Origin of the sequence: Mycobacterium sp. E2479 (assembly GCF_001667925.1) — a bacterium.
Classification (GTDB): Bacteria; Actinomycetota; Actinomycetes; order Mycobacteriales; family Mycobacteriaceae; genus Mycobacterium.
On record NZ_LZJR01000010.1, the window covers coordinates 35,562 to 58,371 of the forward strand.

The following is a 22,810-nucleotide window of genomic DNA, read 5'->3' on the forward strand; positions in this document are numbered from 1 at the left end:
CGCTACTTTTTTTCACAAAGTCCACATATTTAACATCACGCGATGCAGGACTTGTCGGGAAATGTGCGCTCCCCCCGATCACGCGCTATTTCCCGGCGCGACGTACTGCGTTATGCCATCGCTATGTCCGCATTGCCTGGGTTGTATGTCGCGTCGGAAATTGGCACCGTCCCTGCCGCGGCTGCCGCCACTCCCAAACTGATCGACTTCGCCATGCGCCAATTGCCAGCGGAGCACATTCGAGCCGCCGGCTATTCCGGGGTCATCAATTACGTGTCGCTATCGCGCCCCGGCTCGTCAATGGGTGCCAAGCCGATCACCCGGCCTTACGCCGAGCAGCTGACCGCTGCCGGGCTGATGATCGTCAGCAATTACCAGTACGGCAAGCCAGGCGGGACAGCACCTTCGGACTTTCGGCGCGGGTTCGAGGGAGGGGTCGCCGATGCTCGCACCGCCTGGAAGCTGCATACCGCGGCGGGTGGCGGTCAGAGTGCCCCGATCTACTTCAGCATCGACGAGGACATAAACCACGACACCTGGAACAACTTGGCACTCAAGTGGTTGCGCGGGATCAATTCGGTCATAGGAGTGCAGCGCACCGGCGTCTACGGCGGCATCGATGTGTGCCGGTGGGCCGCCGCCGACGGCGTTATCGGAAATTCGCGCACACCCGGCCACCGGTGGGCCTGGCAGACCCGGTCCTGGTCCCGCGGCCAGATCGAGCCCGCAGCGGTTCTCTACCAACGTGTGGTGAGTACGGCGTCGAATCCTGGCCCAGTCGTCGCGGGACTCGAAGTCGATGTCAACGACGTGCTTGCCGAGGATTGCGGTCAGTGGAACCTTCATCCCTGAGGCTGGTGCCGGCGAGCGGCGTCGTCCACTTCCTTCAATGACCACACCAGGCCGCTGCATTCACCAGATGCCGCTAGGCCGCTTTTATGGGTGTGAACTGCTCAAATTTTGTGGAGCTAAGGGGAATCGAACCCCTGACCTACTCGATGCGAACGAGTCGCGCTACCAACTGCGCCATAGCCCCTGACCGCTAGCAGGCTACCAGCCGCGGCACCAACCACCGAACCGCGAGCACTATTCTCCGACGGCGCGCGGCAGGTCCCGGGGCCAACCGAAGGTCCGCATCGCCATCGCGTACTCCAGGTGCTCGAAGACGGGATCCTCGTCGTCGATCTCCAGGACCACCGCGCCGGGACGCCGCAGTCGCGACGGGATCACGTCGTAGTCACGGTCGTAGGCGTTCTCCACGCCGAGCCGAGCCCGCGCCATCCGCTTCATCCGGCGGTGACGCACCCGCTCCTCGATGCGCGTCTGACGGCGTAGGTAACCCAGGTAGAGCAGGGTGATCGCAGTGGCGCTGCCGCACACCCACCAGGCGGTCGGCGAGACCTTGAAGGCTGCGGTGGCCGAGCCGATCAGGACGAGTGCCATCACGACCAGGACCTTTTTGCGGAAGGCGTACTTGCGGGCGCTGACCGCTGCGGCCGTCTTGGTGTCGAAGCGGCGCTGCCGCGAGGCGCTCCGCCGCATCGGCGCGGGCGCCTCCTCGTCGGCGTCGTCGTCCTCGGCAGCGGGCTCCAAACCGGACGAGTCCTCGACGTACTCGTAGCCGTCCTCGTCCTCGACGTCGCGTTTGGCGACAGCCTCGGTGTCGACCTGGTCTTCGACCGGCTCGATATCGGTCGGCTCCGCCTCGTCGTCGGCGCCGCTGGCCCCCACCGGAAGTACGTGGGAATCCTCGACGACATCGACATCGAGGTAGTCGGGCTCGGTGGGTTCGGCGACGGCCATCTGCATCACGACCGGGCGCCGACGGCCCAGTTCATCGGTGTCGGCGTTGTCGTCTACCTCGCGGCCTTCATCCTCGGACAGTTCATCGCGCTCCTCGTCGAGGTCGGCCTCGGCAGATTCTTCCGGCGGCGTCCAGTCGGGGTCGCTGCGATGTCCGGCGGCCGGGCCGTTGCGCTTGATCAGCCGGGACTTACCCCCGCCGTTGAGCACCCGGGTCGCCAACGCCACGTCGCTGGTGCGTCGCACCGCATCGCGTTTGCTCACGAGCATCGGCACCAAGACGAACAGCCATAGCACCACGAGCGATATCCACAACAATGACTGCGGGATGCTTGGCATGACGACCTGCTCTCTTTGGTGTCAATCCCCCGCGAAGCCCATTGGTGGCCCACGCGGCCGGGTCCTACTGACCAGGACAATTACACACCTGTAATTTGCCTCTCACAAGCACCACAAGTCACTCGTGTCGCGCTAGTCCCAACTGGCATCGGTTTGTACTCCGCGCGAGCCCTAGCAGGCCCTGGCGGACGGCCTCTACACCCAGCTGGCGTTACCGGCACGGACCAGGGTCGACGCCACCGATCCGGTCACCTCTTCGGCGGTGATCGCCATCAGCAAATGATCCCGCCACGCCCTGTCTACTTCGAGGTAGCGCTGCAGCAGTCCCTCCTGGCGGAACCCGACCTTTGCCAGCACGGCGCGGCTCGCCGCGTTTTCCGGGCGCACGGTGGCCTCGACCCGATGCAACATCACCGGGCCGAAGCAGTGATCCAATCCCAGCGCCAAGGCCGCGGTGGCCACACCGCCGCCGGTGGCCGACCGCGGCACCCAGTAGCCGATCCATGCCGACCGCAGCGCTCCGTGGGTGACATTGCCGATGGTCAGCTGGCCACAGAACCGGCCGTCGAGTTCGATGACGTAGGGCAGCATCCGCCCTTGCCGCGCCTCGGCGCGCAGCCCAGAACACAACGCCGGCCAGGCCGCTACCGCATGACGAGTCACCCAATCGCCCTCGGAGCTGGGCTCCCACGGTTCCAGATGCGCACGATCGCTCAGCCGGATCCGGCTCCACTGCGCGCCGTCGCGCAACCGCACCGCCCGCAACCGGACAACGCCGCCCGGAACCCGCAGGGGCCCAACGCTCATGGGCCACCCTGGATGACGGGAATCGGAGCGCAACAGGTTCACAGGGTATGCAGTCGTTTCGCTCAGCCGCGCTGAGCCAGGAAGGCGACGTCGACGATCTCGCCGGTCCGAATCTGCTCGGCGCCGGTGGGCACCACGACCAGACAGTTCGCCTCGGCGAGGGTCGCCAGCAAGTGAGATGACGCGCCCGGGCCGCCGCCGAGCGTCTGCACCAGATACTCGCCGCTCTCCTGGTCTCGCATCAGCTGACCGCGCAAGAATCCTTTCCGCCCGGCCACCGACGTGATGGGCGATAGCGTGCGCGCCTGCACGATGCGGCGCATCGGCTGACGCTTGCCCAGCGACAACCGAATCAGCGGGCGGACCATCACCTCGAAAACCACGAGCGCGCTCACCGGATTGGCCGGCAATAAGAACGTCGGAACGCCCTCGCGACCCAACTGCCCGAAACCCTGGATGGATCCCGGATGCATGGCGACGCGCACGACCTCGAGCTCGCCGAGCTCGGCGAGCACCTGCCGCACCGCCTCGGCCGCGGCACCGCCGACCGCACCGGCGATCACGATCACCTCGGCGCGATTGATCTGGCCCTCGACGATCTCGCGGAGCTCGCGGGGGCCGCCGCTGACGATGCCGACGCGGTTGACCTCGGCGCCGGCATCGCGGGCCGCGGCCGCCAGCGCGTAGGAGTTCACGTCGTAGACCTGCCCGTTGCCTGGAGTGCGCGAGATGTCGACCAGTTCGCCGCCCAGCGCCATGATCGTCACCCGGGGCCGCGGGTGCACCAGCACCCGTTCGCGGCCGACGGCGGCCAGCAGTCCGACCTGCGCAGCGCCGATCACGGTCCCGGACCGCACCGCCACGTCACCGGGTTGGACGTCGTCGCCCGCGCGACGCACGTAGGCGCCCGACGGGGCGCCCCGCAGAATCCGCACCCGCTGCGTGCCGCCATCGGTCCACCGCAACGGCAGGACCGCGTCGGCCAAGGTGGGCAGAGGGGCACCGGTCTGCACGCGTACGGCCTGGCGCGGCTGCAGCCGGCTGGGCGTGCGCGAACCGGCCTCGATGATGCCCATCACCGGCAGTACCAGGCCCTCGCGCGCGTCGTTCTCGCCGGAATCGTCGAACGGGCCGGGCAAGCTCTCGCTGCCCACCTCGCCCACACCGAGTACGTCGACGCTGCGCACCGCGTAGCCATCGATCGCCGCCTGGTCGAAGCCGGGCATCGGGCGTTCGGTCACCACTTCCTCGGCGCACATCAATCCCTGCGCCTCGGCGATCGCGACACGTATCGGCCGCGGGGCAACCGCGGCCGCCGTGATCCGGGCCTGCTGCTCTTCCACCGAACGCACAGCGCGCCTCTCTGCCCTCAAACCCGGCGGGCCCCGCGCACACGGCGACCCGCTCACTGCGCAGGCGGGGCATCCCCCGCCCGGGACCGCTACGCGCTCCGCCGGTCTGCCGTCCGCCAGCCGGGGCTATCGCTCGGCTACTGCTCCGCCAGGCCTAATCGGGCCACCAACCACTGCCGCAAATCCGGGCCGTAATCGTCACGATCCAATGCAAAGTCAACCGCAGCCTTGAGGTAGCCGCCAGGATTTCCCAAGTCGTGTCGAGATCCGCGATGCACGACCACGTGCACCGGGTGACCCTCCGCGATCAGCAGCGCGATCGCGTCGGTGAGCTGCACTTCGCCGCCGGCCCCACGGTCGATGCGGCGCAAGGCATCGAAGATGGCGCGGTCGAGCACGTAACGGCCGGCCGCGGCGAACAGCGACGGGGCGTCTTGGGCCTTCGGCTTCTCGACCATGCCGTTGACCTTGAGCACGTCGGGATTGTCGTCGTCGGCAATCGGCTCGACGTCGAAAACGCCGTAGGCGCTGACATCTTCGGGCGCTACTTCGATGGCGCACAACACCGTGCCGCCGTAATGCGCCCGCACCTTCGACATCGTCCCCAACACGCCGGTAGGCAGCACCAAGTCGTCGGGCAGCAGCACCGCGATGGCGTGCTCGTCGTCGGCCAGCCGCGACTCCACGCAGCCGATCGCGTGCCCCAGGCCGAGCGGCTCGCTCTGCACCACGGACTCGACCCTGATCAGCTGCGGCGCGCGCCGCACCTTGTCGAGCATCGCCGTCTTGCCGCGCTCCTCCAAAGTGCTCTCCAGCACCAAGTCTTCAACGAAATGCGCGACGACACCGTCCTTGCCCTCGGAGGTGATGATGACCAGCCGCTCGGCACCGGCCTCGGCCGCCTCGGCAGCCACCAACTCGATGCCCGGCGTATCCACAACCGGCAACAGCTCCTTGGGGACGGTTTTGGTCGCCGGCAAGAAGCGGGTACCGAGACCCGCGGCGGGCACGACCGCAGTGCGTGGCACCACCACGTTTGGGCTTGACATTGTTCACACGATAACCCGCATCCGCTCGGCCGAGTCGATGTGGCGCGTGTAAAGACCTGGCTGTCATGGTTGACGCATGGCGACCACCAGCAAAGCCGCGTTGCGCGACCAGCTGCTTGCCGCCCGCCGCCACGTTGCCGACGACGTTCGCGCCACCGAGGCGCAGCAGATATGCGCCCGGCTGGAAGCCCTGCAAAGCCTTGTGACCAGCGGCGACACCGTGTGCGCCTACGTGCCGGTGGGCAACGAGCCAGGATCGATCGAGATGCTCGACATGTTGCTGCGGCGCGCCGGACGGGTCCTGTTGCCGGTTGCGCGCACCGCTGCCGACGACACCCCACTGGCGTTGTCGTGGGGGGAATACCGGCCGGGCACGCTGACCACCGGGCGGTGGGGGCTGCTCGAACCGCCGCGCCCGTGGCTCCCGCCGTCGGCTTTGGCGCAAGCCAACGTGGTGCTGGTGCCTGCGTTGGCCGTGGACCGCCGCGGCGTGCGGCTTGGCCGGGGCCGGGGTTTCTACGACCGCTCGCTGGGCGGCCGCGCCCCACGCGCGCGGCTGATCGCGGTGGTTCGCGACGCGGAAGTGCTCGACGAACTACCGGCCGATCCGCACGACATCCCCATGACCCACGCGCTCACGCCGCGACAGGGGTTGATCGACCTCGTTGGGCGCTGACATATCGGGAATGAGACATGTCACGTGGCGGTTCTAGCACTTGAGACGTTAGAGTGCTAACCAGGTTTGCAATCCTCCGGAGGTTTTCGTGCCGACTTACAGCTATCAGTGCACCGAGTGCGACGATCGCTTCGACATCGTGCAAGCCTTCACCGACGACGCGCTGACGACGTGTAAGCGCTGTTCCGGGCGGCTGCGCAAGCGCTTCAACTCCGTCGGCGTGGTCTTCAAGGGCAGCGGTTTCTACCGCACCGACAGCCGCGAATCGGGCAAGAAGCCGTCGAGTACGAGCAACGGCTCCTCGTCGAGCGACGCCGGATCGAGCGGCTCGCCAACCAGCGAAAAGAACGGCAACGGCTCGAGCGAGAAGTCCAGTTCCAGTCCGAGCGACAAGTCGAACAGCAGCTCGACAACGTCGGCGGCCGCCGCGACCAGCTGACGGCTATCCACACCGGCCTTCCCGGCCGCAAGCCCGGGTACCGGGTTGCGCCTACCGTTGCAGCGTGGGCGAATCATCGCTGAACCCAAGCCTATTGAGCCGGCTGTCCCTGTGGTTGCGCCCGGATTGGACTCGCACCGTGCTGGCACGCCGAGTCGCCGCGGGTGGGCTGGTCGTGCTGGCCGGCATCGCGACGCTGCGCTCCAACCCCTCCGGTGATTACGCAGAAGTCGTGGTGGCCGATCATGACCTTCGTCCCGGTGCCGCGTTGACACCGGCCGATGTTCGGCTCGAAAAGCGTTTGGCTGCAACCATTCCCGACGGCGCCCGAGCCGACGTGGGTGCAGTGGTGGGTTCGACGCTGGCCGGCCCGACGCGACGCGGTGAGATACTCACCGACGTCCGGTTGTTGGGCAGCCGGTTGGCGGAGGCTGCAATTGGGTCGAAGGCCGGCCCGGGCGCCCGCATCGTGCCGCTGCATTTGGCCGATGGCGCCCTGATCGACCTCGTGCGGGTCGGTGACGTCGTCGACGTGCTGGCGGCGCCCGTCACCAGTGCGCCGGAGAGCTCCCATGCCACCCCCAAGGTGGTGGCCACGGACGCCGTGGTGGTGCTGGTATCGGCCAAGGAAAAGATGCAAGCGGCCGACAGCGACCGCGTAGTGTTAGTTGCGCTGCCGGCTCGTGTGGCGAACGCGGTGGCAGGTTCGGCGCTGGGCCAGACGGTGACGCTAACCCTGCACTGAGTCCCTCGCCGTTGTTGGTCAGCTAGCCGACAGCCAACTCTGTCCAGTCCCAGAAAGGCCGTCTCCAATGCTCAAAGGGTTCAAGGATTTTCTCTCCCGGGGCAACATCATCGATCTGTCCACCGCAGTGGTCATCGGTACTGCTTTCACCGCACTGGTCACGACTTTCACCAACGCGATCATCAAGCCGTTGATCAACCGGATCGGCGTCAACCAAAAGTCCGATCTCGGCGTCTTGCGGATTGGCATCGGTGGCGGCCAGACTATCGACCTGAACGAGGTATTGTCGGCGGCCATCAACTTCGTGATCATCGCCGCGGTCGTCTACTTCCTGGTCGTGCTGCCATACACGACGCTGCGCAAGCGCGGTGAGGTCGAACCGGCCGACGACGCGCAGGTGGTCCTGCTCAAGGAGATCCGCGACCTGCTCGCACAGACCAACGGCGAATCGCCGGGCAAGCACGGGAGTGCCACCACCACCCCCCCTCCCGAGCACGGGCCGCGCGCGGAAGCCGAATCGAAATAGCCGCGTCGACCCGGCAGGGTTCAGCTGGCCGTGAGGTCTAAATCTCCAGGCTCGACAACTGACCGATGATCTGGGCCGCCAACGGATTCAGCGTCGCCATCCCGTCGCGAACCGCGTAGCGGGAACCGGCCAGGTTGACCACCAGCGTGCTGCCCGACACCCCGGCCAGACCGCGGGACAATCCGGCATCGATGATCCCCGCCGACAGCCCCGAACCGCGGATAGCCTCTGCGATACCGAGGATTTCGCGATCCAAGATCTCGCGGGTGGCCTCCGGTGTGACGTCGCGCGGGGTGACGCCCGTCCCGCCGACCGAAACCACCAGGTCGACCCCGCCGATCACAGCGGTGTTCAGCGCGTTGCGGATCTCGATCTCGTCAGCGGCGACCGCGACCACGCCGTCGACGACGAAGCCCGCCTCGGTCAGCAGCTCGGTTACCAGCGGACCGTTATGGTCCTCATCCCCATGAGCGGTGCGATCGTCGACCACCACAACAAGAGCTCGGCCAACCACCAATTCCGCACCCGTTTCCATGGGTGCCACCGTATATCCGAGCTCAGACAATCCGGGTGCCGAGGGTTCGTCCACTCTCACTACTGATCCGCCTTTCCAAGGGTCACCGGCAACGTCCGGCTGCCGCCACCAGCGGGATCCTGGAACGTCAGCGAGATCTTGTCGCCGGGTGCTTTGGACCGCACGGCCGCGACCAACGCGTCGGCGCTGTTGATAGGCCGGTCGTCGACCTTGGTGACGACCACGTTCTTGGGGACGCCGGCGGCCGCCGCCGCACCCCCCGAGACGACGTCGACGACCTTGGCGCCGGGGGTGCCCTTGTCGTTCATCACCTGAACGCCGAGCGAGGCGTGGGACGCTTTGCCGCTGGCGATCAGCTCATCGGCGATGCGCTTGGCCTGGTCGACCGGAATCGCGAAGCCCAGACCGATCGAACCGCTTTGGGCATCCGCCGAGTCGGCGCCCAGGGTGGCGATGGCCGAGTTGACACCCACCAGCTGGCCGTTCATGTTGACCAGCGCGCCACCCGAGTTGCCGGGGTTGATCGCCGCGTCGGTCTGAATCGCGTCCAACACGGTGTTCTGGTTGCCCGACTCACCGGTGGTGGACACCGGCCGGTTCAGCGCGCTGACGATGCCGGTGGTCACCGTGCCGGACAGGCCCAACGGCGACCCGATCGCGACGACCGGCTGGCCGACGTGAAGGTCGGACGAGGAACCCAGCGAAATGGGTGTGAGCCCGGAAACACCCTGCACTCGAATCACGGCGATATCGCTGGTGGGATCCGCGCCGACCACCGTGAACGGCGCGGTGCGACCGTCAGAGAAGGTCACCGTCGTCTTAGGCGTAGGAGAACCGGGGCCACCCGGTCCGCCGGGTGGAACGGGGGCCCCCGGCGGGCCTCCCGGGAGGCCTCCAGGACCCTTGGGCGCTCCCGCCGCGGCCGCGACGACGTGATTATTGGTCAGGATGAGCCCGTCGGTGGACAGGACGATGCCGGAGCCCTCTTCGGACGCCCGACCTATGTCGGTCTCGAGCATCACGACGCTGGGTACCACCTTGGTGGCGACTTGTTCGACGCTGCCGGGCGGCATGTTCGCGGCGGGGACGCTGGGCGCCGCCCCGATGACCCGGCCACCACCGTTGCCCGTCGAGTGCGTGCCGAGTTCGACAGCCGTGGCCGCGGCACCACCGATGCCGGCCGACACCACCGCGACGGCCAACGCACCGACGACCATCAACCCTGTGCGAGAACGCTTTTGGGGTTCCTGCGGACCGGGGATGCCGGGCGGCATGCCGGGAATCGGACCCGGGCCGGTACCTCCCGGTACGGGGCCTACACCGGTTCCCCCGGGAATCCGGCCGGGCCCGGTGCTGCTGAAGGGCTCGTAGGGCGGACGGAACTGTGTCGTCGGCGAAGACGGTGGCTGCGACCGGTAGCGCCAGTCGTATTGCTGGTTATAGGGCTGTTGTCCCGGGGCATAACCGGGGGACCCCGCATGGCTCGGGACGGGCGCAGTCTGATTGGGCACGGGGGGGTACCCCGGCTGCTGCGGCGGTGGCGAATACCTCGGGTCATTCGTCATGTCGCTAAGTCGCTCTTCCTCTATCTCAGTGTTTCGGCAAGTCGACGGCTGGGTTCAACAGTAGTCGCAGACCTACCTTGCCCGCGCGGACTGAGAGTCCACTGAGATAACGTTCGCCGATTCCCGAGAGTTCTCCTGATTGCCGGCCGGTGCTTGGGCGGGGCCGGGCGCGGCATCAACCTGGTCGGCTTGTGGCTCCGCAGCGGCCGCGCCGTACGGTGAGGCGGGCAACGGCCGGCCGGGCAGCAGCACATAAAAGGAGGTACCCGGCGGCTGGCCTCCCGGAACGGTGTCCTCGACACGCAGCAGTCCCCCGTGATTGAGCACCACCTTTTTCACGATCGCCAGCCCGAGTCCGGAGCCCGGCATGGCCCGTGCCGTCGTCGAGCGGTAGAACCGTTCGAACACCAGGCGGCGCTCCTGCGGCGGAATGCCGGGACCGTGGTCGGCGATCACCAGCTCGGCGTGTGACGGGTCGAGCTGGCGCATGGTGACGCCGACGTGGCCACCGGGCGGGCTCCACTTGGCCGCGTTGTCCAGCAGGTTCAGGACCGCCCGCGACAGCCCGGCGGCGTCGCCATACATCTGCCACGGCGTCACGTCGACGTCGAAATGAATGTCGCTGCGCCGCCGCCTGACTCGCTCCAGGCTGCGGTCGAAGACCTCGGTCATGTCGACCGGCTCGTGCACCACCTGGCCGGCGTCGTCACGGGTGAGGTCCACCAAATCGCCTACCAGCGTTGACAATTCCTCGATCTGGGCGATCACATCTGCGCGCAGATCAACCATCTCCTGCTCGGGCAGCCGCGGCGCCCCAGGCTCCATCGCGGCCATCAGCAGCTCAACGTTTGTTCGCAGTGACGTCAGCGGGGTGCGCAGTTCATGCCCGGCGTCGGTGACCAGCCGCGCCTGCCGCTCCCGGGACTCGGCGAGCGCGCGCAGCATCAGGTTGAACGATTCGGTGAGCCTGGCCAATTCGTCACTACCGAACACGGGGATGGGTCTCAGGTCGTCCGTGCGCGCCACCCGCTCTGCCGCTTCGGTCAGACGTGCCACCGGTCGCAGTCCGGCCCTGGTGACCATGCCGCCGGCCACCGCGGCGACCGCCACACCGACACCGCCGACGATCAGCAGTACCCAGCGCAACCTGTTCATCACCGCTTCGGTGGGCTTGAGGCTCTTGGAGATCAGCAACGACGTGCCGTTCTGCAGGTGCACGGCAAGGATCCGCTGATCACCCGCGGTGCGCCGCGACATGAACAGATCACCGTGGATGACCGCTTTCTCCGGTGCGCCGACCGGCAGGGTCTGACCCGGCTGCTGGGCGGTGTAGATCGCGTGGCCCGGGTTCACCAGGATCGCGTTGACATCTGAATAGGCGGTGCCTTCGATGGCCTTGCCCGGGTCGGCGGCCAGCGAGCCGCTGGCGATCAGCAGTTGCGCCCGGCTTTGCAATTGGTTGTCTATATCGCTGTACAGCGCGGCCGAAATCACGGCGTACACGGCGAAGGCCATCAGCACCACGACCATGGCGACCATCGACATCGCCAGCAGCATCACCCGCCACCGCAACGACAGGGAGGGCGTTGCGCGCAACGGTGGGCGCAGCGGTGGACGTTGGGGCCGGGGAAACCGGATCATCGACGGACCCGCATCGTCACGGGGGCGTCTCCCGAAGGACGTAACCCACGCCGCGCACTGTGTGGATCAGGCGCGGCTCGCCATCGGCTTCGGTTTTGCGCCGCAGGTAACCCACGTACACCTCCAACGCGTTGCCCGAGGTGGGAAAGTCGAACCCCCAGACCTCCTCGAGGATGCGGCTGCGAGTGAGCACCCGGCGCGGATTGGCGATCAGCATTTCAAGCAATGCGAATTCGGTGCGGGTCAGGCTGATCCGGCGCTGTCCGCGGGTGACCTCGCGGGTCACCGGGTCCAGCGTCAGGTCGGAGAACGTCATCGCCACCGATTCGGCGTCGTCCTCCGGCTTGGTGCGGCGCAGCAGCGCGCGCATCCGTGCCAACAGTTCTTCCAGGGCGAACGGCTTCGGCAGATAATCGTCGGCTCCGGCGTCCAGCCCGGCGACCCGCTCCGACACCGAATCGCGCGCGGTGAGCACCAGAATCGGCAGGTCATCACCGGTGCTGCGGAGCTGACGGCACACCTCGAGGCCGTCCAGGCGCGGCATCATCACATCCAGGACGAGCGCGTCGGGGCGATCGCTCGCGATCAGTTCGAGGGCCTCGACCCCGTCGTGGGCCAATTCGACGGAGTAGCCGTTGAAGGACAACGACCTGCGCAGCGACTCGCGCACCGCGCGATCGTCGTCGACGACCAATATTCGCACGGCCCTAGTTTCGTCCCACCGCCTGAGACTGACCTGAGAGGCGCGCCGTGAGGGGACTCGCGGCGGTCGCAAGCGCGGCAAAGCCGGGCGCAGCGGGCCGCCGCCATCCAGAGCTAGCGGCGGTCGAGGTCAATCAGACCGAGGCGGGCCGCCTTGAGCAGCCGGCGGGGCACTTTGTGCCGCTGACCTGCGACCGTCACACCGACCAGTTCGGCCTTGTCGGCCTTCCACTGCGCGCGCCGGCTACGGGTGTTCGCGCGCGACATTCTGCGCTTGGGTACGGCCATGGTCGGGCCTGACTCCTCGTGTTGCTTCGGTAATTCGACGTGGAACTTGCAGTTCGGCTGTCGCGCGGCGTGGCTGGTGGGCCGAACGGGCGACGATCGCATCCCAGGATAGTCGCTGGTCCGCTTGTCGCCAAAATGGGCGCCGCGCGCCGATCGCCCGCCCATCGGGCGCGCTACGGGTCTTTCACTCCGAAGTGGGATCCTTGACGTGGCACCGACGGTACCCGCTAACCTACCGGTTGGTTGGTTGATCCGAACCGGTGAATTCGTGAATGGAGGACAGGCATGGCCTCTGCTTCCGGCGCCTCCGGCGCCTCCGGCAGTTCCGGCGCCGTCCGGATCGCCAACTGCTCGGGGTTCTACGGCGACCGGCTGTCGGCCATGCGCGAGATGCTCACCGGCGGAGACGTCGACTACCTCACCGGCGACTACCTGGCCGAGCTCACCATGCTGATCCTGGGCCGGGATCGGATGAAGCACCCCGAGCGCGGCTACGCGAAGACCTTCCTGACGCAGCTCGAGGATTGTCTAGGCGAGGCCCGCGAGCGCGGGGTTCGTATCGTCGCCAATGCCGGCGGCCTCAACCCGGCCGGCCTGGCCGACGCGATTCGCGCGCTGGCCGAACGCCTGGGCATTGACGCCCAAGTCGCCCACGTCGAGGGTGACGACCTGTTGCCGCGCGCGGCCGAACTCGGGTTGGGCAACCCGCTGACCGCGAACGCGTACCTGGGCGCCTGGGGCATTGTCGATTGCCTCGACCACGGCGCCGACGTCGTCGTCACCGGCCGCGTCACCGACGCCTCGGTGATTGTCGGGGCGGCCGCTGCGCACTTCGGCTGGGACCGCACCGACTACGACCAACTCGCCGGCGCCGTGGTCGCAGGACACGTCATCGAATGCGGGGTTCAGGCCACGGGAGGCAATTATTCGTTCTTTACCGAGGTGGCCGACCTCACCCACGCCGGTTTTCCGCTGGCCGAGGTCAGCGCCGACGGATCCTCGGTGATCACGAAACACCCGGGCACCGGCGGTCTGGTCAGCGTGGACACCGTAGCCGCGCAGCTGCTCTACGAGATCACCGGAGCGCGCTACGCCAACCCGGACGTCACCGCGCGGATGGACACCGTCGAGCTGTCGTCCGACGGGCCGGATCGCGTGCGCATCAGCGGGGTGCGCGGTGAAGCCCCGCCACCCACCTACAAGGTGTCGATGAACAGCATCGGCGGGTTCCGCAACTCGATGACCTTCGTGTTGACCGGACTGGACATCGAGGCCAAGGCCGAACTCTTGCGCCGGCAACTCGACGCCGCGCTCACCGTCAAGCCCGCCGAACTGCAGTGGTCGCTGGCCCGCACCGACCACCCCGACGCCGACACCGAAGAAACCGCCAGCGCCCTGCTGCACTGCGTCGTGCGCGATCCCGATCCCGCCAACGTAGGACGTCAATTCTCTTCGGCCGCCGTCGAATTGGCGTTGGCCAGCTATCCGGGATTTCATGCGACCGCGCCGCCGGGTGACGGTCAGGTCTACGGTGTGTTCACGCCCGGCTTCGTCGATGTCGCCCAGGTGCCGCACGTCGCGGTCCACGCCGACGGCACACGTACCGACATCGCCTGCGCCACCGAGACTTTGGCATTGGCGCCCGCCAATCCCCCGCCGCTGCCCGACCCCCTGCCGGCCGGCCCGACGCGACGAGTGCCGCTGGGCCGCGTCGCCGGCGCCCGCAGCGGCGACAAGGGCGGCTCGGCGAATGTCGGGGTCTGGGTGCGCACCGACGAGCAATGGCGATGGCTGGCCAACACTTTGACTGTAGAGCTGCTCAAGGAGCTGCTGCCAGAAGCGGTGGACTTCGACGTCACCCGCCACGTGCTGCCGAACCTGCGTGCGGTGAACTTCGTCATCGACGGCATCCTCGGCCAGGGCGTCGCCTATCAGGCTCGATTCGACCCCCAGGCCAAGGGGCTGGGCGAATGGCTTCGCGGCCGCTACCTTGACATCCCGGAGAGTCTATTGTGAATCTTTGGACCACGCCCGAGCGAGAACAGTTGCGAAAGACGGTGCGCGCCTTCGCAGAACGCGAGATCCTGCCGCACGTCGACGAGTGGGAGCGCACCGGCGACCTGCCGCGCGAATTGCACCGGAGCGCCGGCGCCGCCGGGCTGCTGGGTGCGGGCTTTCCCGAATCTGTCGGCGGTGGTGGCGGCGACGGCGCCGACGCGGTGATCATCTGCGAGGAGATGCATCACACCGGAGCCCCGGGCGGAGTGTTCGCGTCGCTGTTCACCTGCGGCATCGCGGTGCCGCACATGATCGCCTCGGGCGATCAGCGGCTCATCGACACCTTCGTTCGCCCGACGCTCGCCGGCGACATGATCGGTTCGTTGGCCATTACCGAACCGGGAGGTGGCTCCGACGTCGGACATCTGCGGACCTCCGCGGTTCGCGACGGTGACCACTACGTCGTCAACGGCGCCAAGACTTACATCACCTCGGGGGTCCGCGCCGACTATGTGGTCACCGCGGTGCGCACCGGAGGCCCGGGTGCGGGCGGGGTTTCGCTGCTGGTGGTCGAAAAGGGCACGCCCGGCTTCGAGGTGAGTCGCAAGCTGGACAAGATGGGTTGGCGGTCCTCGGATACCGCCGAGCTGTCCTACACCGACGTCCGTGTCCCGGCGGCCAACCTGGTCGGCGCCGAGAACACCGGGTTCGCCCAGATCGCCCAGGCCTTCGTCTCCGAGCGCATCGGCCTTGCTGCACAGGCCTATTCGAGTGCGCAGCGGTGCTTGGACCTGACAGTCCAGTGGTGTCGCGACCGCGAAACATTCGGTCGCCCACTGATATCGCGCCAGTCGGTGCAGAACACATTGGCCGAGATGGCCCGTCGCATCGACGTCGCCCGGGTCTACTCGCGCAGCGTGGTGGAACGGCAGCTCGCCGGGGAGACCAACCTGATTCCGCAGGTGTGTTTCGCCAAGAACACCTCGGTCGAGGCCGGCGAATGGGTGGCCCACCAAGCCGTTCAGTTGTTCGGGGGCATGGGTTACATGGCCGAATCCGAGGTCGAACGCCAATACCGGGACATGAGGATCCTGGGCATCGGCGGAGGGACCACCGAAATCCTCACCGCACTGTCCGCCAAACTTCTGGGGTATCAATCGTGACCGTGCTGCAGTCGACCCTCGATCCGGAGGCCACCACCTTCACCGACGCGGCATCGGCGGCGATGACGAAACTCGAGCAGATCGACGGCGAGCTGGCCAACGCGCTGGCCGGCGGCGGGCCCAAATACGTTGAGCGTCATCATGCCCGGGGCAAGCTGACAGCGCGTGAACGCATCGAATTGCTGGTCGACCAGGATTCGCCGTTCTTGGAACTCAGCCCGCTGGCCGCCTGGGGCAGCGCCTTCAAGGTCGGTGCCAGCACGGTCACCGGCATCGGCGTGGTCGAAGGCGTCGAATGCATGATCGTGGCCAACGACCCGACGGTCAAAGGCGGCACCAGCAACCCGTGGACCCTGAAAAAAATTCTGCGGGCCAACCAGATCGCCTTCGAGAACCGGCTTCCGGTGATCTCGCTGGTGGAGTCCGGCGGCGCGGACCTGCCCACGCAAAAGGAGATCTTCATTCCCGGCGGACGAATGTTCCGCGACCTGACCCGGCTCTCAGCGGCCGGTATCCCCACCATCGCATTGGTGTTCGGCAATTCCACCGCGGGCGGCGCCTACGTCCCAGGCATGTCCGACCACGTGGTGATGATCAAGGAACGTTCCAAGGTCTTCCTCGCGGGTCCCCCGCTGGTGAAGATGGCCACCGGTGAGGAATCCGATGACGAATCGCTCGGCGGCGCCGAGATGCATGCCCGCATCTCGGGTTTGGCCGATTATTTCGCCGTCGACGAGCTCGACGCGATCCGCATCGGCCGTCGAGTGGTCGCCCGATTGAACTGGGTCAAGCAGGGGCCGAAGCCCAAGCCGGTCACCGCGCCGTTGTTCGACACCGAGGAACTCATCGGCATTGTGCCGGCGGATCTGCGCATTCCGTTCGATCCCCGGGAAGTGATCGCCCGCATCGTCGATGGCTCCGAATTCGACGAATTCAAGCCGTTATATGGATCCTCGTTGGTGACGGGCTGGGCTCAGTTGCACGGTTATCCGATCGGCATCCTGGCCAATGCGCGCGGGGTGCTGTTCAGTGAGGAGTCTCAAAAAGCCACCCAGTTCATCCAGTTGGCCAACCGCTCTGACACGCCACTGTTGTTCTTGCACAACACCACCGGCTACATGGTGGGCAAGGACTACGAGGAGGGCGGGATGATCAAACACGGCTCCATGATGATCAATGCCGTGTCCAATTCGACGGTCCCGCACATCTCGCTACTGATCGGCGCATCCTACGGCGCGGGCCACTACGGCATGTGCGGGCGCGCCTACGATCCGCGGTTCCTCTTCGCGTGGCCGACGTCGAAGTCGGCCGTAATGGGTGGCGCCCAGCTTTCGGGCGTGCTGTCGATCGTGGCACGAGCGGCGGCCGAGGCGCGCGGCCAGCAGGTCGACGAGGAGGCCGACGCGGCGATGCGGGCCGCGGTCGAGGGTCAGATCGAAGCCGAGTCGCTGCCATTGGTGTTGTCCGGGATGCTCTACGACGACGGGGTGATCGACCCGCGAGATACCCGCACCGTGTTGGGAATGTGTCTGTCCGCCATCGCCAATGGCCCGATCAAGGGGACGTCGAACTTCGGCGTCTTCCGGATGTGAGCTCCATGGTTACTCGAGTTCTGGTCGCCAACCGAGGCGAGATCGCCCGCCGGGTGTTCGCTACCTGCCGCCGGCTCGGCTTGGGCACCGTCGCTGTCTACACCGACCCAGACGCGGGCGCGCCGCACGTCGCCGAGGCCGATGCCCGGGTGCGGCTGGACAAGACCAGCGACTACCTCAACGCCGGGGCCATCATCGCCGCCGCGCATGCCGCCGACGCCGACGCGATTCACCCCGGTTACGGGTTCCTCTCGGAGAACGCCGACTTCGCGGCCGCCGTCCTGGACGCCGGGCTGACGTGGATCGGGCCACCGGTGGACGCGGTGCGCGCCATGGGCTCCAAGATCGAGTCCAAGAAGTTGATGGCGTCGGCGGGCGTGCCGGTGCTCGAAGAACTCGACCCGGAGACTGTCACGCAAGCGCAGCTGCCGGTGCTGGTGAAAGCGTCCGCGGGCGGCGGTGGCCGCGGCATGCGGGTCGTGCACGAATTAGCCGCTCTGTCCGGCGAAGTCGAGGCCGCGCGTCGCGAAGCGCAGTCCGCCTTCGGTGACCCCACGGTGTTCTGCGAGCGGTATCTACCGACCGGGCACCACATCGAGGTGCAGGTCATGGCCGACACCCACGGCACCGTCTGGGCCGTCGGTGAACGCGAATGCTCAATCCAGCGCCGCCACCAGAAGATCATTGAGGAGGCCCCGGCGCCGTTGGTGGAGCGCACCGTGGGCATGCGCGCCAAGCTGTTCGACGCTGCCCGGCTGGCCGCCGAGGCCATCGGCTACACCGGGGCCGGGACTGTGGAGTTCCTGGCCGACGACGGCGGCGAATTCTACTTCCTGGAGATGAACACCAGGCTGCAGGTCGAACACCCCGTCACCGAGGAGACCACCGGACTCGACCTCGTCGAACTGCAACTCGCCGTCGCCGACGGCGACCGTCTCGGCGCACAACCTCCTGTCGCGCAAGGGCATTCGATCGAAGCGCGACTCTACGCCGAGGACCCTGCGAAGAACTGGCAGCCGCAGGCCGGTCTGGTGCGCGCTTTCGAGGTGCCGTCGGTTCGGACTGAGTTCGGCTCGCTGGGGCAGCGGACCGGGATTCGGGTTGACTCGGGCATCGTCGACGGATTCACCGTCTCCATTCACTACGACCCGATGCTGGCCAAGGTCATCTCCTACGCCCCGACCCGCCGTCAGGCATCGCTGATTCTCGCCGACGCCCTGGCCCGGGCCCGTGTGCACGGGGTGCGCACCAACCGCGATCTGCTGGTGAACGTCCTGCGGCATCCGGCGTTCCTCGACGGCGCAACGGACACAGCGTTTTTCGACACCCACGGCCTGGCGCGATTGGCGGCGCCACTCGGTGACACCGCGGTGATCCGTCTGTCCGCCATCGCGGCGGCACTCGCCGATGCCGCACATAACCGCGCCACAGCGCCCGTGCTGCGGACCGTTCCCAGCGGCTGGCGCAATTTGGCATCAGGCCACCAGACCAAGACCTATCATGACGACCAGGGTGACGAGTACCTCGTCCAATACCGCTTCACCAGAACCGCTTTGGTGCTCCCCGAAGACCCGTCGGTGCAGTTGGTGTCGGCCACGGCGAATGACGTGGTGCTGCGAGTCGACGGCGTCGACCACAGCTTCGCCGTACGCCGCTACCGCGCCGGCGATTCCGATGTCTATGTGGATTCCGCGCGCGGGCCGGTGCACCTGATCGCGCAGCCGCGGTTCCCGGAACCGGGTTCGACCGTCGAGAAGGGCTCACTGGTGGCGCCGATGCCCGGCAGTGTCATCCGGCTCGGCGCCGCGATCGGCGACACCGTCACCGCCGGCCAGCCATTGATCTGGCTGGAGGCCATGAAAATGGAACACACCATCGCCGCCCCGGTCGACGGGGTGCTCGCCGAACTCGATGTCAAAACCGGTCAGCAAGTCGAAGTTGGCGCTGTGCTGGCAAGAGTGGAAGCGCCGCAATCAGAAGGAGATCAAGCATGACCGACACCAGCTTCATCGAGAGCGAGGAGCGTCAGGCCCTACGCAAGTCGGTGGCGGCCTGGGCGGCCAATTACGGCAGCGAATACTACCTGCGCAAGGCCCGCGCGCATGAGCACACCGACGAATTGTGGTCGGAAGCAGGCAAACTCGGTTTCCTCGGGGTGAACCTGCCAGAGGAGTACGGCGGTGGCGGCGCCGGAATGTACGAGCTGTCGCTGGTCATGGAGGAAATGGCGGCCGCGGGCAGCGCACTGCTGCTGATGGTCGTCTCGCCCGCGATCAACGGCACCATCATCAGCAAGTTCGGCACCGAGGAGCAGAAGCAGCGCTGGATTCCCGGTATCGCCGACGGCACGCTGACGATGGCGTTCGCCATCACCGAGCCGGACGCCGGCTCCAACTCGCACAAGATCAGCACAACCGCCCGCCGGGACGGCAGCGACTGGATCCTCAAGGGCCAGAAGGTCTATATCTCGGGCATCGACCAGGCGCAGGCGGTGTTGGTGGTGGCCCGCACCGAGGAGGCCAAGACCGGCAAGTTGCGCCCCGCGCTGTTCGTCGTGCCCACCGACGCGCCGGGCTTCAGCTACACCCCGATCGAGATGGAATTAATCAGCCCCGAGCGCCAGTTCCAGGTCTTCCTCGACGATGTCCGCCTACCCAGCGACTCCCTCGTCGGCGCCGAAGATGCCGCCATCGCACAGCTTTTCGCCGGACTCAACCCCGAACGCATCATGGGTGCGGCGAGCTCCGTCGGGATGGGACGTTTCGCCCTTAGCCGGGCCGCCGACTACGTCAAGACCCGCCAGGTGTGGGGCACGCCGATCGGCACGCACCAGGGTTTGTCACATCCGCTGGCGCAGTGCCACATCGAGGTCGAGCTGGCCAAGCTGATGATGCAGAAGGCCGCCACCCTCTACGACTCCGGTAACGACATGGGCGCGGCCGAAGCCGCGAACATGGCCAAATACGCTGCGGCCGAGGCGGCCACGCGGTCGGTGGACCAGGCGGTGCAGTCGATGGGCGGCAACGGACTGACCAAGGAGTACGGCGTGGCGGCCATGCTGACCTCGGCCCGGCTGGGCCGCATCGCTCCGGTCAGCCGCGAGATGGTGCTGAACTTCGTCGCGCAGACATCGCTGGGCCTGCCCCGAAGCTACTGATGGATGCTCTCGTCGAATACGCCGGTCCCGACAGGACCGGCGGGCCCTACGCGCGACTGACGCTGAACTCACCGCACAACCGCAATGCGTTGTCCGCCACGCTGGTCAATCAGCTGCACCAGGGGCTGCGCGATGCCTCTGTCGATCCCGCGGCGAGGCTGGTGGTGCTGGGCCACACCGGCGGCACCTTCTGCGCCGGTGCGGATCTGAGCGAAGCCGGCGGGGGTCATCCCAGGGGCGATCGCGACGGCGGCCTAGCCGGGTCGCCACCGTCGGCATATGACACGGCCGTCGCGCGGGCCCGCGAGATGGCCGCCTTGATGCGGGCCATCGTCTCCTCGCCGCTGCCGGTGATCGGCGCGATCAACGGGCACGTGCGGGCGGGCGGGTTCGGTCTGGTGGGTGCCTGCGATATCGCGGTCGCCGGCCCGCGCAGCACCTTCGCTCTGACCGAGGCCCGGATCGGCGTCGCGCCGGCGATCATCTCGTTGACGCTGCTGCCGAAATTGTCCGCGCGGGCCGCGACGCGCTACTACCTGACCGGCGAGACGTTCGACGCCGGCCAGGCGGCCGAGATCGGATTGATCACCGAGGCCACCGAGGACGTCGACGCCGCGGTCGACCAACTTGTCTCCGATATCGGCCGTGGTTCGCCTCAGGGCCTCGCGGCTTCCAAGGCACTGACCACGGCCGCGGTGCTGGAACGTTTCGACCGCGATGCCGAGCGGCTCGCCGAGGAATCGGCCCGGCTATTCGTGTCCGACGAAGCCCGCGAAGGCATGCTGGCATTCTTGGAGAAGCGTCCACCCAACTGGGCCCGTTAGCCGGCCGAGAAGTTAGCCAGATGTCCAAAAAGGCCCGGCGCACCGGCCCGGGGCGCGGCAGGGGCGGGCGTGACGTTGCAGTTTAGCCATTTCTCTTGCGGCAAAACCTGGACGTCGTAGGCTCGTTGGTGATGAGCAACTCAACGCAACGGGATGCGGAGGACACGCGCGGCGAGCCGTCGCGCGCAGCCGATACTGATCGCATTCAGACTGCGCAGCTGCTTGCGTATGCGGCCGAACAGGGCCGCCTGCAGCTGAACGACTACGAAGACCGCTTGACCAGGGCTTACGCGGCGACGACGTATGAGGAGTTGGATCGGCTGCGGGCCGATCTGCCGGAGACCCCGGTCAGCCCGCGCCGCGGTGGCAAGCCCAATCCGGCGCCGTCGACGCTGTTGCTGGCATTGATGAGCGGCTTCGAGCGCCGCGGCCGTTGGAACGTCCCCAAGAAGCTCACCACCTTCACCCTGTGGGGCAGCGGGGTGGTCGATCTGCGCTACGCCGACTTCACCTCGACCGAGGTCGACATACATGCGATGTCGATTATGGGTGTGCAGAATATTTTGCTGCCGCCCGAGGTCAACGTCGAGGTGCACGGCCGCGGCGTGATGGGAAACTTCGACCGCGAAGTCGTCGGGCAGGGCGCGCCCGGCGCGCCGACCGTACGCATCCGCGGCTTCTCCCTGTGGGGCGGCGTCGGCATCGCGCGGAAAGCTCGCCGCCCGCGCGGGTAGCAGAATCTTCAGTCGGGCACGTAATCGAACGTGTCGGGGTTTGGGCCGGTGCGTCCCGACTCCCCCTTGTCCAGACCTGAGATCGCGTCCATATCCGAGCCGTCCAGCTCGAAGTCGAACAGCTCGAAATTGGCCTTGACCCGCTGCGGCGTCACCGATTTCGGGAAGACGATGTCGCCCCGCTGGATGTGCCAGCGCAACACCACCTGTGCCGCTGATTTGCCGCGGGCGTCGGCGATGCGGTTGATCACCGGGTCGTCGAGCACCCGGCCCTGGGCGATGGGCGACCACGCCTCGGTGGCGATGCCGTGCTCGCGTCCATACGCACGGACTTCCTCGTTGGCGAAGTAGGGGTGCAGCTCGATCTGATTGACCGACGGGACGGTGTCGGTCTCGTCGGCGAGCCGATCCAGGTGTGCGACTTGGAAATTCGAGACACCGATGCTGCGAGCGCGTCCGTCGCGCGCGAACTCTTCCAGGACTTTCCACGTCGAGACGAAGTCGCCGTCGTAGAGCGTGGGCAGCGGCCAGTGGATGAGGAACAGATCGACGTAGTCGGAAGACAGCTTCTTCAGCGTGTCGTCGAAGGCGCGACGCGCATCGTCGGGTTTGTGGAACCCGTTGTTGAGCTTGCTGGTGACGAAGACCTCACCGCGGTCCAGACCCGCGTCGCGGATGCCTTGTCCGACTTCCCTTTCGTTGCCGTACATCTCGGCCGTATCGATGTGTCGATAGCCGATCTCGAGCGCCGTCCGCACCGCGGCGACGGTCTCGTCGGGCTTGATCTGGAACACACCGAAACCCAGCTGCGGAATGCTGACACCGTCATTGAGTTCGATCGTTGGCACCTGGCTCATGCGTCTCCTCCTTCTTCG

At 66.9% G+C, this 22,810-nt stretch carries 22 protein-coding genes and 1 tRNA gene; 12 read left to right on the forward strand and 11 right to left on the reverse strand.

Going from position 1 to position 22,810, the window contains the following annotated elements; translation table 11 throughout:
* Positions 1-42 precede the first annotated feature (42 nt).
* On the forward strand, positions 43-852 hold the full coding sequence (locus tag A5686_RS01385) for a DUF1906 domain-containing protein (RefSeq protein WP_067930037.1): 810 nt from the start codon (positions 43-45) through the stop codon (positions 850-852).
* Positions 853-963: 111 nt separating this feature from the next.
* Here A5686_RS01385 and A5686_RS01390 read toward each other — a convergent pair.
* The 5 genes from A5686_RS01390 to A5686_RS01410 form a co-directional block, all read right to left on the reverse strand.
* Positions 964-1,036: transfer RNA gene (locus A5686_RS01390), tRNA-Ala, on the reverse strand.
* Between the two features lie 50 nt (positions 1,037-1,086).
* On the reverse strand, positions 1,087-2,142 hold the full coding sequence (gene glpR, locus A5686_RS01395) for a gephyrin-like molybdotransferase receptor GlpR (protein WP_067930038.1): 1,056 nt from the start codon (positions 2,140-2,142) through the stop codon (positions 1,087-1,089).
* A gap of 195 nt (positions 2,143-2,337) precedes the next feature.
* Positions 2,338-2,991, reverse strand: coding sequence for a GNAT family N-acetyltransferase (locus tag A5686_RS01400; protein WP_197520442.1), 654 nt, complete (start codon positions 2,989-2,991; stop codon positions 2,338-2,340).
* Positions 2,992-3,011: 20 nt separating this feature from the next.
* The gene (glp, locus tag A5686_RS01405) at positions 3,012-4,301 is read right to left on the reverse strand and encodes a gephyrin-like molybdotransferase Glp (protein WP_067930042.1); all 1,290 of its coding nucleotides are present in this window, start codon (positions 4,299-4,301) and stop codon (positions 3,012-3,014) included.
* A gap of 137 nt (positions 4,302-4,438) precedes the next feature.
* Positions 4,439-5,350, reverse strand: a complete 912-nt coding sequence (locus A5686_RS01410; RefSeq protein ID WP_067930045.1) for a UTP--glucose-1-phosphate uridylyltransferase — start codon at positions 5,348-5,350, stop codon at positions 4,439-4,441.
* A 76-nt stretch (positions 5,351-5,426) separates the two neighbouring features.
* Here A5686_RS01410 and A5686_RS01415 point away from each other — a divergent pair, with 76 nt between their 5' ends.
* The 4 genes from A5686_RS01415 (at position 5,427) to mscL (ending at position 7,736) form a co-directional block, all read left to right on the forward strand.
* The gene (locus A5686_RS01415) at positions 5,427-6,026 is read left to right on the forward strand and encodes a 5-formyltetrahydrofolate cyclo-ligase (protein WP_067930047.1); all 600 of its coding nucleotides are present in this window, start codon (positions 5,427-5,429) and stop codon (positions 6,024-6,026) included.
* A gap of 88 nt (positions 6,027-6,114) precedes the next feature.
* Positions 6,115-6,465 (forward strand): FmdB family zinc ribbon protein, encoded by a 351-nt coding sequence (locus A5686_RS26280; RefSeq protein WP_082947411.1) that lies wholly within the window; start codon positions 6,115-6,117, stop codon positions 6,463-6,465.
* Positions 6,466-6,529: 64 nt separating this feature from the next.
* Positions 6,530-7,210, forward strand: coding sequence for an SAF domain-containing protein (locus A5686_RS01425; RefSeq protein WP_067930055.1), 681 nt, complete (start codon positions 6,530-6,532; stop codon positions 7,208-7,210).
* Between the two features lie 67 nt (positions 7,211-7,277).
* Positions 7,278-7,736, forward strand: a complete 459-nt coding sequence (gene mscL / locus A5686_RS01430; RefSeq protein ID WP_067930057.1) for a large-conductance mechanosensitive channel protein MscL — start codon at positions 7,278-7,280, stop codon at positions 7,734-7,736.
* A 37-nt stretch (positions 7,737-7,773) separates the two neighbouring features.
* Here the strand turns inward: mscL and A5686_RS01435 are convergent, their stop codons facing one another.
* The 5 genes from A5686_RS01435 to rpmF all read right to left on the reverse strand — a co-directional run bounded on the left by A5686_RS01435 (position 7,774) and on the right by rpmF (position 12,467).
* Entirely contained in the window at positions 7,774-8,271 is a 498-nt protein-coding gene (locus A5686_RS01435; RefSeq protein ID WP_067356524.1) for a molybdenum cofactor biosynthesis protein B, read from the reverse strand.
* Positions 8,272-8,330: 59 nt separating this feature from the next.
* Positions 8,331-9,836, reverse strand: coding sequence for a S1C family serine protease (locus tag A5686_RS01440; protein ID WP_067930058.1), 1,506 nt, complete (start codon positions 9,834-9,836; stop codon positions 8,331-8,333).
* A 72-nt stretch (positions 9,837-9,908) separates the two neighbouring features.
* Positions 9,909-11,477 (reverse strand): HAMP domain-containing sensor histidine kinase, encoded by a 1,569-nt coding sequence (locus A5686_RS01445; RefSeq protein WP_067930059.1) that lies wholly within the window; start codon positions 11,475-11,477, stop codon positions 9,909-9,911.
* A 16-nt stretch (positions 11,478-11,493) separates the two neighbouring features.
* Complete coding sequence (mprA, locus tag A5686_RS01450; RefSeq protein ID WP_067930060.1) at positions 11,494-12,180, reverse strand: two-component system response regulator MprA; 687 nt, start codon at positions 12,178-12,180, stop codon at positions 11,494-11,496.
* A 113-nt stretch (positions 12,181-12,293) separates the two neighbouring features.
* Positions 12,294-12,467, reverse strand: a complete 174-nt coding sequence (gene rpmF / locus A5686_RS01455; RefSeq protein WP_067930324.1) for a 50S ribosomal protein L32 — start codon at positions 12,465-12,467, stop codon at positions 12,294-12,296.
* Positions 12,468-12,752: 285 nt separating this feature from the next.
* Here rpmF and A5686_RS01460 point away from each other — a divergent pair, with 285 nt between their 5' ends.
* From A5686_RS01460 to A5686_RS01490, 7 genes are all read left to right on the forward strand, one after another.
* Positions 12,753-14,483 (forward strand): acyclic terpene utilization AtuA family protein, encoded by a 1,731-nt coding sequence (locus A5686_RS01460; RefSeq protein WP_067930061.1) that lies wholly within the window; start codon positions 12,753-12,755, stop codon positions 14,481-14,483.
* Positions 14,480-15,628: an acyl-CoA dehydrogenase family protein gene (locus A5686_RS01465; protein ID WP_067930063.1), complete on the forward strand. Its 1,149-nt coding sequence runs from the start codon at positions 14,480-14,482 to the stop codon at positions 15,626-15,628. Before A5686_RS01460 ends, A5686_RS01465 begins: the two co-directional genes overlap by 4 nt.
* Before the next feature lie 2 nt (positions 15,629-15,630).
* The gene (locus A5686_RS01470) at positions 15,631-17,220 is read left to right on the forward strand and encodes an acyl-CoA carboxylase subunit beta (protein ID WP_156749895.1); all 1,590 of its coding nucleotides are present in this window, start codon (positions 15,631-15,633) and stop codon (positions 17,218-17,220) included.
* 5 nt (positions 17,221-17,225) lie between these two features.
* A complete protein-coding gene (locus A5686_RS01475) occupies positions 17,226-19,214 on the forward strand; it encodes a biotin carboxylase N-terminal domain-containing protein (protein WP_067930067.1) in 1,989 nt (662 codons plus the stop codon).
* A complete protein-coding gene (locus tag A5686_RS01480; protein WP_067930069.1) occupies positions 19,211-20,377 on the forward strand; it encodes an acyl-CoA dehydrogenase family protein in 1,167 nt (388 codons plus the stop codon). Before A5686_RS01475 ends, A5686_RS01480 begins: the two co-directional genes overlap by 4 nt.
* Entirely contained in the window at positions 20,377-21,201 is an 825-nt protein-coding gene (locus A5686_RS01485) for an enoyl-CoA hydratase family protein (RefSeq protein ID WP_067930075.1), read from the forward strand. Before A5686_RS01480 ends, A5686_RS01485 begins: the two co-directional genes overlap by 1 nt.
* A 131-nt stretch (positions 21,202-21,332) precedes the next feature.
* Positions 21,333-21,935: a DUF1707 domain-containing protein gene (locus tag A5686_RS01490; protein WP_067930076.1), complete on the forward strand. Its 603-nt coding sequence runs from the start codon at positions 21,333-21,335 to the stop codon at positions 21,933-21,935.
* 8 nt (positions 21,936-21,943) lie between these two features.
* On the opposite strand, the gene A5686_RS01495 is transcribed toward A5686_RS01490, so the two are convergent.
* On the reverse strand, positions 21,944-22,792 hold the full coding sequence (locus A5686_RS01495; RefSeq protein WP_067930077.1) for an aldo/keto reductase: 849 nt from the start codon (positions 22,790-22,792) through the stop codon (positions 21,944-21,946).
* Positions 22,793-22,810 lie beyond the last annotated feature (18 nt).

Bases quoted from the DNA above. Each gene is read 5' to 3' on its own strand.
- A5686_RS01385 (WP_067930037.1), top strand. From the start codon at position 43: ATGCAGGACTTGTCGGGAAATGTGCGCTCCCCCCGATCACGCGCTATT.
- glpR (WP_067930038.1), bottom strand. From the start codon at position 2,142: ATGCCAAGCATCCCGCAGTCATTGTTGTGGATATCGCTCGTGGTGCTA.
- A5686_RS01410 (WP_067930045.1), bottom strand. From the start codon at position 5,350: ATGTCAAGCCCAAACGTGGTGGTGCCACGCACTGCGGTCGTGCCCGCC.
- A5686_RS01415 (WP_067930047.1), top strand. From the start codon at position 5,427: ATGGCGACCACCAGCAAAGCCGCGTTGCGCGACCAGCTGCTTGCCGCC.
- mscL (WP_067930057.1), top strand. From the start codon at position 7,278: ATGCTCAAAGGGTTCAAGGATTTTCTCTCCCGGGGCAACATCATCGAT.
- A5686_RS01435 (WP_067356524.1), bottom strand. From the start codon at position 8,271: ATGGAAACGGGTGCGGAATTGGTGGTTGGCCGAGCTCTTGTTGTGGTG.
- A5686_RS01440 (WP_067930058.1), bottom strand. From the start codon at position 9,836: ATGACGAATGACCCGAGGTATTCGCCACCGCCGCAGCAGCCGGGGTAC.
- A5686_RS01445 (WP_067930059.1), bottom strand. From the start codon at position 11,477: ATGATCCGGTTTCCCCGGCCCCAACGTCCACCGCTGCGCCCACCGTTG.
- rpmF (WP_067930324.1), bottom strand. From the start codon at position 12,467: ATGGCCGTACCCAAGCGCAGAATGTCGCGCGCGAACACCCGTAGCCGG.
- A5686_RS01460 (WP_067930061.1), top strand. From the start codon at position 12,753: ATGGCCTCTGCTTCCGGCGCCTCCGGCGCCTCCGGCAGTTCCGGCGCC.
- A5686_RS01475 (WP_067930067.1), top strand. From the start codon at position 17,226: ATGGTTACTCGAGTTCTGGTCGCCAACCGAGGCGAGATCGCCCGCCGG.
- A5686_RS01480 (WP_067930069.1), top strand. From the start codon at position 19,211: ATGACCGACACCAGCTTCATCGAGAGCGAGGAGCGTCAGGCCCTACGC.
- A5686_RS01485 (WP_067930075.1), top strand. From the start codon at position 20,377: ATGGATGCTCTCGTCGAATACGCCGGTCCCGACAGGACCGGCGGGCCC.
- A5686_RS01490 (WP_067930076.1), top strand. From the start codon at position 21,333: ATGAGCAACTCAACGCAACGGGATGCGGAGGACACGCGCGGCGAGCCG.
- A5686_RS01495 (WP_067930077.1), bottom strand. From the start codon at position 22,792: ATGAGCCAGGTGCCAACGATCGAACTCAATGACGGTGTCAGCATTCCG.